Source organism: Acidithiobacillus sp. (assembly GCF_023255755.1).
Taxonomy (GTDB): domain Bacteria; phylum Pseudomonadota; class Gammaproteobacteria; order Acidithiobacillales; family Acidithiobacillaceae; genus Acidithiobacillus.
Window position 1 is genome coordinate 1 of the sequence record NZ_JAGDVS010000024.1, and the last position, 12496, is coordinate 12496.

Below are 12496 nucleotides of genomic sequence, written 5' to 3' on the forward strand. Positions count from 1 at the left end.
GGGGAATATTCCATTCTCAAGTCGTGAAATTTTTGTTATTCGAAATGCCCTATAGCCAATGCTGAGTCTGCTCACCGGTCAGGGGGTGCTCAGTCTTGCGGGGTAGGCGGTGAGGGCGCCCAGACATCCTAAGGCGATGCGCTACCCTCGTATGCGGATTAGGTCGCAGCGCTTGTCGAAAGGCGCAGACGAATGGGGAACGGGTGGGGAACGGTTGTATTAAGCGTAAATTACGGGGCGGTAAGGTTGCTTTAACATATTGATTTTAATGGTGCGCCTGACAGGAATCGAACCTGTAACCTACGGCTTCACAAGCCAGAGCATAGGCAACACAATGCAATGATTTATATATTATCAGTCCGCCATGAAACAGAGCATGGGGCACTCATGGGGCAGTGCGGGACAAAATGGGGCGCTTATCCACAGGACAGGCGGTTGTCACGGTGAGGCCAAAGGGAAGGCTAAGGGGTGCGGTTTGGGTGCCGGTGAGTGCCCACGGGTTGCGGCTTGGTGTCCCAAGAGTGCCCCACAATGGGTTTATGATGGTCTGGGGTATCACCTAACTGTCTGTTTTATATGGTGCGCCTGACAGGAATCGAACCTGTAACCTACGGCTTAGAAGGCCGTTGCTCTATCCGGTTGAGCTACAGGCGCAAGGGATAATCCGACAATAAATCGTCCGCGCCATTGTAGAGGACCGGTGGCGGTCAGGGAAGCCGGAGCGTGCCCCTTTTCGCTGACGGCTGCCAGCGTGTATGGTTGGTGGTATCAGCCGAGCGGAGCAGAGCATGGACAAGCGCTTTACCCTGGAGAGCAGTTTCCCACCGCAGGGCGACCAGCCGGAGGCCATCCGGCTGTTGGTTAAAGGCCTTGCTTCTGGTGAATTTTTCCAGACCCTGTTGGGGGTGACGGGTTCGGGCAAGACCTTTACCATGGCCAACGTCATCGCAAGCACCCATCGGCCCGCCATCATCATGGCGCCCAACAAGACCCTGGCGGCGCAGCTCTATGCGGAGATGCGCGCTTTTTTTCCCCACAATGCCGTGGAGTATTTCGTCAGTTATTACGATTACTACCAACCCGAGGCTTACGTTCCTTCCTCCGACACCTTCATCGAAAAAGATGCCGCCATCAATGACCACATCGAGCAGATGCGCCTATCAGCCACCAAGGCCCTGCTGGAACGGCCAGATGTCATCATCGTGGCCACCGTTTCCGCAATCTACGGTCTGGGTGATCCGGCCTCTTACCATGGCATGATTCTGCATCTGCGCGAGTCTGCCACCATGGATCAGCGCGCTATCCTCAAGCGTCTGGCGGAGATGCAGTACAGCCGCAATCCTTTGGAAATGAAGCGCGGCACTTTTCGCGTCAACGGCGATGTCATCGATATCTGGCCCGCAGAAAGTGAGGACGAAGCCGTTCGGATCGAGCTTTTTGGCGACGAGCTGGAGCGCATATCGCTCTTTGACCCCCTGACCGGCAAGACCATCACCCGTTTGCCGCGTTACACCATCTATCCCAAAAGCCACTATGTCACCCCACGCGAGACCATTCTCGCGGCACTGGACGCTATTAAAGATGAACTGCGCTCGCGTCTGGACGACCTGCGTCGCGCTAACAAGCTGGTCGAGGCGCAACGGCTGGAGCAGCGCACCCGCTTCGATCTGGAGATGATGGCCGAGCTGGGGTATTGCTCGGGGATCGAGAATTACTCCCGCTACCTCTCGGGAAGGGTGCCCGGTCAGGCGCCGCCGACCCTGATGGATTACCTGCCCAAGGACGCCCTGCTGTTTATGGACGAATCCCATGTAACTGTCCCGCAGTTCGGGGGGATGTATAAAGGCGATCGTTCGCGTAAGGAAACCCTGGTGGAATACGGGTTTCGTCTGCCCTCGGCGCTGGACAACCGGCCTCTGATGTTCCCCGAGTTCGAGTCGCTGATGCCGCAAACCGTGTTTATTTCCGCAACGCCCGGTCCCTACGAACTGGAGCACTCCGGCCAGGTGGTGGAGCAGGTGGTACGCCCCACCGGTCTGGTCGATCCGGCTGTGGACGTCCGCCCGGCGAAGGGGCAGGTCGATGACCTGATCAGTGAAATCAACATCGTTGTGCGCACCGGTTGGCGTATTCTGGTGACGACGCTGACCAAGCGGATGGCCGAAGATCTGACCGATTATCTCCATGAGCTGGGTATCAAGTGCCGTTACCTGCACTCTGATATCGAGACGGTGGAGCGGGTGGAGATCATTCGCGATCTGCGTGCCGGGGTGTTCGACGTGTTGATCGGGATTAACCTGCTGCGGGAAGGCCTGGATATGCCGGAGGTGGCATTGGTCGCCATTCTGGATGCGGATAAGGAGGGCTTCCTGCGCTCGGAGCGGTCGCTGATTCAGACCATCGGGCGCGCCGCGCGCAACCTGCACGGGCGGGCCATTCTCTATGCCGACAGCATCACCAAATCCATGGCCCGCGCCATAGCCGAAACCGACCGCCGCCGGGAGAAGCAGTTGCAGTTCAACGCGGTGCATGGCATTACCCCGCGCGGCATCATCAAGCCGGTGTCGGACATGATTGAGGGGGTCTATCGGCGCAATGCACAACCCGCCGCGCGCGCGGCGGAAAAAAACGCGGATTATCGCGTGCTCAGCGACCCCAAAGCCGTTTCTAAAAAAATCAAGGAGCTGGAGGAGGCCATGTACCGTCACGCCCGCAATCTGGAGTTTGAACAGGCGGCGACGCTGCGGGACGACATCAAAAAACTGGAGACCCGTCTGCTGGGTACCGATCTGCCGGTATCTCTGGAAGAGGACTGAAGTGCGACCCATACGGACAAAAGTACCCCTTGCAACTTGACGCCGCGTAGGGCATTGCTTATTCTATAAACCAACCGGACGGTATGTAATAACAGGAGAACGTGATGATGATGAAGGCTAAAGCCTATGCTGCTCAGACTGCCCGCAGTCCGTTGGCGCCCTACGAAGTCCTGCGTCGTGAGCCGGGTCCTGATGATGTCCAGATAGATATACTCTTTTGCGGAGTCTGCCACTCCGATTTGCACACCGCCCGCAATGAATGGAAAAACACGCTGTACCCCGCTGTTCCCGGTCACGAAATCGTGGGCCGGGTCGTTGCCGTCGGTAAGGATGTCAAAAACTTTAAAGTCGGTGATTTTGCCGGTGTCGGTTGCATGGTGGATAGTTGTGGGCACTGCCCGTCCTGTGCCGAGGGTGAGGAGCAGTACTGCGATAACGGATTCACCGGAACATACAACGGCCCGGTATTCGGTGGCGAAAATACCTATGGCGGCTATTCCCAAAGCGTGGTGGTCAAAGAATCCTTTGTACTTAAGATTCAGCATGATGAAAAAGATCTGGCGAGTGTGGCACCGCTGCTCTGCGCCGGTATCACCACCTACTCGCCCTTACGCCATTGGGGTGTCGGACCAGGTAAAAAGGTCGGCATTGTGGGTCTGGGCGGTCTTGGTCATATGGGCGTCAAGCTGGCGCACGCCATGGGTGCTCACGTGGTGCTGTTCACCACCTCTCCCGGCAAAGTGGAGGATGGTAAGCGGCTGGGGGCGGATGAGGTCTGCACCTCCAAAGATGAGGCGCAAATGGCCAGCCATGCCAACAGCTTCGATTTTATCCTCAATACCGTGGCGGCGCCCCATAATCTGGACACCTTCCTGAACCTGCTCAAGCGGGATGGTACGATGACGCTGGTGGGCGCTCCGGCAGAGCCCCATCCGTCACCAGAAGTCTTCAACCTGATTTTTAAGCGCCGGCAGCTCGCGGGCTCCCTTATTGGTGGCATCCGGGAAACGCAGGAGATGCTGGATTTCTGCGCGCAGCATGGGATTGGTTCGGATATCGAGATGATCCCTATGGACTACATCAATACCGCCTATGAAAGAATGCTGAAGAGCGATGTGAAGTATCGCTTTGTGATAGACATGGCGACGCTGAAATAGGTTCTCCGGGGCCGGAGATATCCAGCCCCTCCAGCAAGAGACGGAATACGCGCCAGGCTGAAGCCACAAACGACAGTCCGGCGTGTTTTTTGTTTTGGGGCGAGATGTCAAGGCAGCAGGAACTGCGCGCGGGCCACCAAAGAAAGGCGGTTTGCGTTGTGCCGCACGTCCGAATTGGCTACCATGCGCAGGTTAAACGCGCGTTGCGAGTCCTATGAGCAAATACATTTTTGTAACAGGTGGGGTGGTTTCTTCTCTGGGCAAGGGCGCCGCCGGCGCAGCTCTTGGCGCACTGCTGGAGGCGCGTGGGCTGAAGGTCACCATGCTCAAGCTAGACCCCTATATCAATGTCGATCCGGGCACCATGAGCCCCTTCCAGCACGGTGAGGTGTTCGTCACGGCCGATGGTGCGGAAACGGATCTGGATTTGGGGCATTACGAGCGATTCCTCTCGACGCGGATGGGCAAGCGCAACAATTTCACCACTGGTCTGGTTTATCAGACTGTTATTGAAAAAGAACGGCGCGGCGACTATCTGGGACGCACGGTGCAGGTCATCCCCCATGTCACCGATGAGATCAAGCGGCGCATCCGGTTGGGTGCGGTGGATGCGGATGTGGCGCTGGTGGAGATCGGTGGTACCGTCGGTGACATTGAATCGCAGCCCTTTCTGGAAGCGATCCGGCAGATGGCGGTAGAGGAGGAGCGGGGTGATACCCTCTTCATGCATCTGACGCTGGTACCCTATTTGGCGTCTGCCGGGGAGATGAAAACCAAGCCCACCCAGCACTCGGTACGTGAACTGCGTGCCATCGGTATCCAGCCGGATGTGCTGCTCTGCCGTGCCGACAGGCCTATACCAGCCGATCACCGGGCTAAGATCGGGCTCTTTTCTAATCTGCCGGAAAGGGCGGTCATTTCCGCTATCGACACCGACAGCATCTACCGCATTCCGCTGCTTTTCCATGCACAGGGTCTGGATGATCTGGTGGTACAGAATCTCGGCCTGCAGGTGCCAGCCCCTGACCTTTCGGTATGGAATGGCATCATAAACGCCCTGGAACACCCGGAAGGTGAGGTGGTGATTGCCCTCGTAGGCAAATATGTGGGGCTTACCGAGTCCTACAAGTCACTGGCCGAGGCGTTGCTTCACGCCGGATTGCGGGCACGGCGGAGTGTGCGCTTCCTGTATGTGGATGCAGAAGATATCGAGACGCAGGGGACGGAAATGCTCGCGGAAGCGGATGCGATTCTGGTACCCGGTGGTTTCGGCGGACGTGGCACCGAGGGCAAAATCACCACCATTCGCTACGCGCGAGAGCAGAAGGTGCCTTATCTCGGTATCTGCCTCGGCATGCAATTAGCGGTCGTTGAGTTCGCGCGGCATTGCGCCGGACTGACGGACGCCAACAGTACAGAGCTGGACCCCCAGACTCCGGCGCCGGTTATTACGCTGATGACCGAGTGGTCCGATCCCGAAGGTCATAAAGCATATCGGGAAGAGGGCGGTAATCTGGGCGGCACCATGCGGCTGGGTGAGCAGGAATGCCGATTGGAACCCGGCAGCTTGGCGACACAAGCTTATGGGCAGGAGCGGATTTACGAGCGACATCGCCATCGCTTCGAGTTCAATAACCGTTACCGCAATTCGTTGGCTACGGCGGGGTTGCGTTACACGGGTTTCTCTGCGGATAGTGAGCTGGTGGAAGTGGTGGAGTTGCCGGGCCACCCGTGGTTTCTGGGCTGCCAGTTTCACCCGGAGTTCACCAGTAACCCGCGTGAGGGGCATCCATTGTTTGATGCCTTTATGCGCGCCGCCATCGCGCAGCGGGAACGGGAGGCGGTAGCGTGAAACTTTGTGGCTTCGAGGCAGGTCTGCAGCACCCTTTCTTTCTGATGGCGGGCCCCTGTGCGATTGAGAGTGAATCCCTGGCGTTGCGCACGGCGGAAGATCTGCGCGATATCTGTGCACGTCTCGGTATCCCCTTTATTTACAAAAGTTCCTACGACAAGGCGAACCGCTCTTCGGGACAGAGTTTCCGAGGACCCGGTAGGGACGAAGGACTGCGCATTCTCGAAAAAGTCCGCCGGGAAGTGGGTGTACCGGTCATTACGGATGTTCATGAAAAAGAAGACGTGTCTGCCGTGGCGGAGGTGGCCGATGTGCTGCAAACGCCAGCCTTCCTCTGTCGGCAGACCGATTTCATTCAGGCCGTCGCTGCTGCGGGTAAGCCGGTCAACATCAAGAAGGGGCAGTTCCTCGCGCCCTGGGATATGCTGCACGTCGCCAACAAGGCCAAAGCTACCGGCAATGACCAGATTATGGTCTGTGAGCGTGGTGCCTCCTTCGGCTATAACAACCTCGTATCGGATATGCGTTCCCTCGCAGTGATGCGCCAGACCGGATGCCCTGTGGTTTTTGACGCAACCCATTCGGTACAGCTCCCGGGTGGTCAGGGCGACCGATCTGGGGGCCAGCGCGAATTTATCCCGGTGCTGGCGCGTGCAGCCGTGGCGGCAGGTGTGTCAGGGCTCTTTATGGAGACGCATCCTGATCCGACGCAGGCCTTGTCCGATGGCCCCAACGCTTGGCCGCTGGGACGTATGGAGAGCCTGTTGCGTGTCCTCCAGCAGATTGATCATCTCGTGAAAGACCAAGATTTTTCTGAAAACCATCCTGAGGAGAGTTAGCATGAACGCCATCGTCCGCATACAAGCCCGTGAAGTTCTCGATTCGCGTGGTAACCCCACGGTGGAAGCCGAAGTCCATCTGGAAAATGGTGCTATGGGCCGTGCTATTGTTCCCAGTGGCGCCTCTACCGGCGAGCGCGAAGCCGTAGAATTGCGTGACGGGGGCCAGCGCTACGGTGGCAAGGGGGTGCGCAAAGCCGTGGAGCACGTCAACGGTGAGATCCAGGATTTACTCCTCGGCATGGAAGCCGAAGAGCAGGAGCATATTGACGCCGCCCTCTGCGCCCTGGATGGCACCGAAAATAAGGCACGTCTCGGCGCCAACGCGATCCTCAGCGTTTCACTGGCGACTGCCCATGCCGCCGCCCACGCCGCTGGCCAACCCTTGTATCGCTATATTGGCGGCCTTGGTCCTCTGCAATTGCCTGTCCCGATGATGAACGTCATCAACGGCGGTGCCCATGCCGATAATGACGTGGACATGCAGGAATTTATGCTGATCCCGGCGGGTGCGGAGTCTTTCTCTGAGGCGCTGCAGATGGGAGTGGAAGTGTTTCACAGCCTCAAAGCCGTACTGCAATCGCGCGGATTGGCGACGACCGTCGGCGACGAGGGCGGTTTCGCTCCGAATCTGCCTTCCAATGAGGCTGCACTGGAATTGCTCATGGACGCCATCAGCAAGGCGGGTTATCAGCCGGGCAAAGATATCTGGCTGGGCATGGACGTAGCGTCCAGTGAATTTTATCGGGATGGGCGTTATCATCTGGCCAGCGAAAAGCGCGAACTCAATAGTGCGCAATTCGTAGACTACCTGGAGACACTGGCCGATCGTTATCCGTTGATCAGCATTGAAGATGGCATGGATCAAAACGACTGGGAAGGCTGGATCATGCTGACTGATCGTCTCGGCGATCGTTTGCAATTGGTTGGCGATGATATTTTCGTGACGAATACGACCATTTTGCGCGAAGGTATTGAGCGTGGTGTCGCCAATAGCATCCTCATTAAACTCAACCAGATTGGCACGTTATCCGAGACCCTGGCGGCCATTGAAATGGCGAAAACCCATAGTTATACAGCTATCGTCTCGCACCGCTCCGGAGAAACCGAGGACACCACGTTGGCCGATGTCGCGGTGGCTACAGGTTGTGGTCAGATTAAAACAGGTTCTTTGTCGCGTACGGATCGGGTTGCAAAATACAACCGTTTGTTGCGTATTGAGGAAGACTTGGGCGACGCGGCCCGTTATCCCGGACTTGCAACTTTTTATAATCTAGACTAAAAGGAATTTAATGGGATATTTTCTGGGCCATTAAATTTTCGGGGATTTTTCGGCATGGGCCATTGGGCGCGCGTAAAAAGTAGCGTAGGCACTGCTAAGGCAGAAATGCGCCTTGCAGACTTTATGCTCCTGGCCGTGTTGTGCGCCTTGCAATATCCGCTTTGGTTTGGTTCTGGAAGCTGGTGGAATGTTGCGGACCTGCACCAGAAACTGGAAACCAGGCAGGTGGTTTTGAAGCAGTTAGAAGATCGCAACGATCTTCTGGTGGCGCAGGTGAAGAGCCTGCAAACGGGAAGCCATGCTGTTGAAGAGTTGGCCCGGCGTCATTTGGGGATGGTCAGTAAGGGAGAGGTGTTTGTCTGGGTGATCCCGGCCAAAGCCAGTCCCAACAGTGTGAACGCAACTACCCAGGTGTCCTGAGTCGTGCCGGGCGTTTCGCAGGTCCGGCAATCCGTCCGTTTACGATCTGTCAGGCGCGGTCGATGTAACTGCCGTCTACCGTATTCACCCGGATTTTTTCACCCGCATTCACAAACTGCGGCACCATAACCGTAATGCCGGTTTCCATACGCGCGGACTTATAGGAGCCGGTAGCGGTTTGTCCCTTAATGGCGGGGTCGGCTTCAACCACCTCCAAAGTGACCACAGGCGGCAATTCAACGCCAATGGGTCTTTCGTTATGCAGGTTGACCTGGATTTCGGTATTGGGCAAGAGATAGCCGGTTTGTCCTTCGAGCAGATCCTCACTGAGAATGATCTGCTCAAAGCTCTCGTTGTCCATAAAGACATAGCCGGTGGCATCTGCGTATAGATACTGCATGGTACGCGGCTCGACGACGGCCTTCTCCATACTTTCTCCAGAACGGAAGCGGGTATTGGACTTGGTACCCGTCTCAATATTCTTCATCTCGACCTGTACGAAGGCACCGCCCTTGCCGGGTTTCACGAAATCGGTTTTGAGTACACGCCAAAGCCCTCTTTCATGTTCCAGAATATTGCCTGGGCGGATATCAAAGGCGGAAATCTTCATACTGTAGTCCTTCTGGGCATTCCCTTTAGAGGGCGTGAATTGTACCCTAGAGGCCTATTTCTGACCAGCCCGGTCCCTGAGAGGTAATCATGTCTGAGCCCCGCACCCAGCCCCTGGAGATTCGTCCCCTCATGATCAGTCGCATCATGGAAGTAGATTGGGCTGACGGTCACACCAGCCGTCTGACCTTTGAACACCTGCGGGTGGAATGTCCCTGCGCGGAGTGTAAGGGACACACACCCGATCAGGCGCAAGTGATTACTGGTAAAGAGGACGTGAGCATTGTGGATGTGGCACCGGTGGGCAACTACGCGGTGCAACTGCATTTCAGCGACGGTCACAATACGGGCATTTTTACCTGGGAATATCTGCGCATGCTGGATAATGAATGAGCGCTTCTGGAGTTAAAAGTTCTAAAATTTCATGGATGCTGAACCCATAGAAAACGCCCGGAGAGATATTGAGACGGCGGAAACGTCTTTCGTTCTTGGCGACTTTCTGCGTACGCTGACCAGTCAGCCCGGTATTTACCAGATGGTTGGCTCTGGGTGCCGCCTGCTCTACGTGGGCAAGGCCCGCAATCTCAGGCGCCGCGTCAGTTCTTACTTTCAGAAGCAGCGCCACGGCCCCAAAACGCTGGCGATGCTGGCGCAGGTAAAACGGGTCGAAGTGATAGTGACCCACACCGAAACCGAAGCGCTGGTGCTGGAAGCCAATCTCATCAAGCGCCACCAGCCGCCGTACAATATCCTGCTGCGCGATGATAAGAGTTACCCCTACCTGTTCATAGAAAGCAGTCACGACACGCCGCGCATGAGTTTGCACCGGGGCGCCCAGAAGGGCAAAGGGCACTACTTCGGCCCGTATCCGGCCGTCACTGCGCTACGCGAGAGTATGGTGCTGTTACAGAAAGCCTTTCGCTTGCGGACCTGTGAGGATCATACCTTTTACCATCGCAGCCGGGCTTGTTTGCAGTACCAGATTCGCCGTTGTAGCGGTCCCTGCGTGGGGCACATCAGCGGGGAGGACTACGCACGGGATGTGGCGGACACCATCCGCTTTCTGGAAGGGAAAAGCGACGAGGCGATCCGCAGTCTGGGGGCGCGCATGCAGGCCGCAGCGGAACAACTGGATTTCGAGGAGGCAGCGCGGCGCCGTGATCAGATCGCCGCTTTGTCCAAGATTCAGGAGCGTCAGTATGTGGCGCAGGCGGGTGGGGGCGACTTTGATGTGCTGGCGGCAGCACAAGAGAATGGGCAGTGGGTGGTGTATGTCAGTTTTATCCGCAATGGACGACAACTGGGCGGACGCTCCATTTTCCCGCGCCATACGGAAGAAGTGCGTGCGCCAGATGTCCTCGCGGCCTTCCTCATGCAGTTCTACAGTAATAAAGAGGTGCCGGGGAATCTGCTGGTCAATGTGCTGCCACGTTCGCCGGCCTCACTCGCGGAGGCTTTGAGCAGCGAAGCCGGGCACCGGGTCATGATTGATCAGCCGCAGCGCGGTCCGCGCAGGCGCTGGATGGCATTGGCGTTCACCAACGCCGTGGGAGCGTTGCGCCAAAGAGCGCAGACCGCCACCGCCGGACGACGGCGTATGCTCCTGCTACAGGAGCTTTTTGACCTCGCAGAGGCGCCGCAGCGCGTAGAATGCTTTGACATTAGCCATACACGCGGTGAAGCGGCGGTGGCATCTTGTGTGGTTTTCGGTGAAGATGGGGCGCTGAAGAGTGCGTATCGCCGCTTCAATATCCGGGACATCCAGGGCGGGGACGATTACGCGGCTATAGAGCAGGCTGTGCATCGCCGCTACGCGCGCTTGCAAAAAGAAGGTTTGCCCTTGCCAGAGATCGTCCTTATTGACGGCGGTCCCGGGCAGGTGGCCCGGGCCCAAGTGGCTTTGGATGCATTGGAGATAGGGTGTATTCAGTTGTGTGGGGTAGCGAAAGGGACGACGCGGCGTCCGGGGCTGGAGATGCTGCATATTCCCGGGTGGGCCGCGGCGCGACAATTTGACGATGATGACCCAGTATTACTGGTGATTCAGGAAATACGCGACGAAGCCCATCGTTTTGCCATTACCGGTCATCGGGCGCGACGCGGCAAGGCGCGACAGGAGTCTGATCTGGATGGCATCGCCGGAATCGGACCCAAACGGCGAGTCGCGCTGTTACGCGCATTTGGCGGTTTACGGGGGGTTCGTGACGCCGGTATAGAGGATTTGCAGCGCGTAGAAGGTATCCATCTGGAACTCGCGCAGCGGATATATGATTTCTTTCACGTAGGACGTGCCTGATTGTGATAAAACGGCTGCCCAATTTCCTGACAGTTCTGCGCATCTTGCTGGTGCCTATTTTTGTGGCGCTCTTTTACTGGGGGAGCGATATGCGCACTTTGGGCGCCACCGGCGTTTTTGCGGTGGCGGCGATTACGGATTGGGCCGATGGCTATCTGGCCCGGCGCTATCAGGGGGTGTCCCCCTTTGGTACCTTCCTGGACCCGGTTGCAGATAAGATCATGGTGGTCACTGCACTGGTGCTCATCGCGTCTTCGGGAGAGGTGCCAAAGATACTTGCGGGTATTCTGATCAGCGTGATTATTGGCCGGGAAATCACTGTGTCTGCGCTGCGCGAATGGATGGCAGAGCTGGGGGAGCGCAAGAAGGTGGCAGTCTCCTGGCTGGGCAAGGCGAAGGCGACTACGCAGATGATTTCGATCCTGCTCCTGGTCTACGAACGACCTCTGTTTGGCCTGTCGGGACGGAACCTGGGCATTGCCCTCCTGGTCGTGGCGGCGGCGATGACACTCTGGAGTATGGTAGGCTACTTGCGCGCCGCTTGGCCCAGCTTGATGGCCAGCGACGTTCATCTTGACAAGGACCGGTGATCTCGGTAACCTTTGCGCCCATGCGGGAATAGCTCAGTGGTAGAGCACAACCTTGCCAAGGTTGGGGTCGCGAGTTCGAGCCTCGTTTCCCGCTCCAATATCGAGGGAAAGTTTTACGCTTTCCCTTTTCTTTTAAGGCTGGGTGGCAGAGTGGTCATGCAGCGGCCTGCAAAGCCGCGTACCCCGGTTCGATTCCGGGCCCAGCCTCCAAACAAAAACAACAAGTTGTAATAAATTCTCCAGTATCTCTTGAATAAGAGCTGCACTTGGGCAGGGTTTCAGGTGCAGCGCGAGGTGCAGCATGGTGACCATTTCACCACGTCACGATCAGGACGATAACCTGATCGGCTGCAGGCGATTATTCGTAAACGCGGGTTTCCATCACAGACCAAGACCTTCAGGACCAAGCACTATGGCCCTGGATATCGCGTGTACTTCATCCAGCGCGGCGTAGAGTTTCTCATTCTTTGCCCGCAAAGCGATGAGTTGAAAGCTTCGTTGTACGCTGAACGACTATGCCAGGAGGCTGCTCAGATGCAAGGCGATTTCCCGCTCATCACGCTCAGCGCGGGGGTAGCGCAGATGCAACCGGACATGGACAGTCCAGAGGCATTGCTGCGTGCTGCGGATCAGGC

The 12496-nt window shown here is 57.1% G+C and carries 11 protein-coding genes and 3 tRNA genes; 12 read left to right on the forward strand and 2 right to left on the reverse strand.

What is annotated here, in order from left to right; translation table 11 throughout:
- Positions 1-577: 577 nt before the first annotated feature.
- Positions 578-654: transfer RNA gene (locus tag Q0C48_RS01845), tRNA-Arg, on the reverse strand.
- 134 nt (positions 655-788) lie between these two features.
- Between Q0C48_RS01845 and uvrB the strand changes: the two genes are divergently transcribed.
- From uvrB to Q0C48_RS01875, 6 genes are all read left to right on the forward strand, one after another.
- On the forward strand, positions 789-2816 hold the full coding sequence (gene uvrB, locus Q0C48_RS01850; RefSeq protein ID WP_291520981.1) for an excinuclease ABC subunit UvrB: 2028 nt from the start codon (positions 789-791) through the stop codon (positions 2814-2816).
- 104 nt (positions 2817-2920) lie between these two features.
- Complete coding sequence (locus Q0C48_RS01855) at positions 2921-3973, forward strand: NAD(P)-dependent alcohol dehydrogenase (RefSeq protein WP_291520983.1); 1053 nt, start codon at positions 2921-2923, stop codon at positions 3971-3973.
- Positions 3974-4187: 214 nt separating this feature from the next.
- Positions 4188-5825 (forward strand): CTP synthase, encoded by a 1638-nt coding sequence (locus Q0C48_RS01860; protein WP_291520985.1) that lies wholly within the window; start codon positions 4188-4190, stop codon positions 5823-5825.
- Positions 5822-6664: a 3-deoxy-8-phosphooctulonate synthase gene (gene kdsA / locus Q0C48_RS01865; RefSeq protein WP_291520987.1), complete on the forward strand. Its 843-nt coding sequence runs from the start codon at positions 5822-5824 to the stop codon at positions 6662-6664. Before Q0C48_RS01860 ends, kdsA begins: the two co-directional genes overlap by 4 nt.
- A gap of 1 nt (position 6665) precedes the next feature.
- Positions 6666-7946, forward strand: coding sequence for a phosphopyruvate hydratase (gene eno / locus Q0C48_RS01870; protein WP_291520989.1), 1281 nt, complete (start codon positions 6666-6668; stop codon positions 7944-7946).
- A gap of 54 nt (positions 7947-8000) precedes the next feature.
- Positions 8001-8366 (forward strand): septum formation initiator family protein, encoded by a 366-nt coding sequence (locus tag Q0C48_RS01875; protein WP_291520991.1) that lies wholly within the window; start codon positions 8001-8003, stop codon positions 8364-8366.
- A gap of 49 nt (positions 8367-8415) precedes the next feature.
- Here the strand turns inward: Q0C48_RS01875 and efp are convergent, their stop codons facing one another.
- Positions 8416-8976 carry an elongation factor P gene (gene efp, locus Q0C48_RS01880; protein ID WP_291520993.1) on the reverse strand — a complete coding sequence of 187 codons (561 nt, stop codon included), beginning with the start codon at positions 8974-8976 and terminating at the stop codon, positions 8416-8418.
- 89 nt (positions 8977-9065) lie between these two features.
- Between efp and Q0C48_RS01885 the strand changes: the two genes are divergently transcribed.
- The 6 genes from Q0C48_RS01885 to Q0C48_RS01910 form a co-directional block, all read left to right on the forward strand.
- Positions 9066-9368, forward strand: coding sequence for a DUF971 domain-containing protein (locus tag Q0C48_RS01885; RefSeq protein WP_291520995.1), 303 nt, complete (start codon positions 9066-9068; stop codon positions 9366-9368).
- A 31-nt stretch (positions 9369-9399) separates the two neighbouring features.
- Positions 9400-11271 (forward strand): excinuclease ABC subunit UvrC, encoded by a 1872-nt coding sequence (uvrC, locus tag Q0C48_RS01890; protein WP_291520997.1) that lies wholly within the window; start codon positions 9400-9402, stop codon positions 11269-11271.
- 2 nt (positions 11272-11273) lie between these two features.
- Positions 11274-11861 carry a CDP-diacylglycerol--glycerol-3-phosphate 3-phosphatidyltransferase gene (gene pgsA / locus Q0C48_RS01895; RefSeq protein ID WP_291520999.1) on the forward strand — a complete coding sequence of 196 codons (588 nt, stop codon included), beginning with the start codon at positions 11274-11276 and terminating at the stop codon, positions 11859-11861.
- Positions 11862-11883: 22 nt separating this feature from the next.
- Positions 11884-11958 (forward strand) — tRNA-Gly (locus Q0C48_RS01900).
- Positions 11959-11997: 39 nt separating this feature from the next.
- Positions 11998-12071 (forward strand) — tRNA-Cys (locus Q0C48_RS01905).
- 219 nt (positions 12072-12290) lie between these two features.
- A partial coding sequence (locus Q0C48_RS01910; protein ID WP_291521001.1) for a hypothetical protein occupies positions 12291-12496 on the forward strand: 206 nt, incomplete at its 3' end.

What these genes read in the sequence shown, in the direction of transcription:
- uvrB (WP_291520981.1), top strand. Translation starts at nt 789, where the DNA reads ATGGACAAGCGCTTTACCCTGGAGAGCAGTTTCCCACCGCAGGGCGAC.
- Q0C48_RS01855 (WP_291520983.1), top strand. Translation starts at nt 2,921, where the DNA reads ATGATGATGAAGGCTAAAGCCTATGCTGCTCAGACTGCCCGCAGTCCG.
- Q0C48_RS01860 (WP_291520985.1), top strand. Translation starts at nt 4,188, where the DNA reads ATGAGCAAATACATTTTTGTAACAGGTGGGGTGGTTTCTTCTCTGGGC.
- eno (WP_291520989.1), top strand. Translation starts at nt 6,666, where the DNA reads ATGAACGCCATCGTCCGCATACAAGCCCGTGAAGTTCTCGATTCGCGT.
- Q0C48_RS01875 (WP_291520991.1), top strand. Translation starts at nt 8,001, where the DNA reads ATGGGCCATTGGGCGCGCGTAAAAAGTAGCGTAGGCACTGCTAAGGCA.
- efp (WP_291520993.1), bottom strand. Translation starts at nt 8,976, where the DNA reads ATGAAGATTTCCGCCTTTGATATCCGCCCAGGCAATATTCTGGAACAT.
- Q0C48_RS01885 (WP_291520995.1), top strand. Translation starts at nt 9,066, where the DNA reads ATGTCTGAGCCCCGCACCCAGCCCCTGGAGATTCGTCCCCTCATGATC.
- uvrC (WP_291520997.1), top strand. Translation starts at nt 9,400, where the DNA reads ATGGATGCTGAACCCATAGAAAACGCCCGGAGAGATATTGAGACGGCG.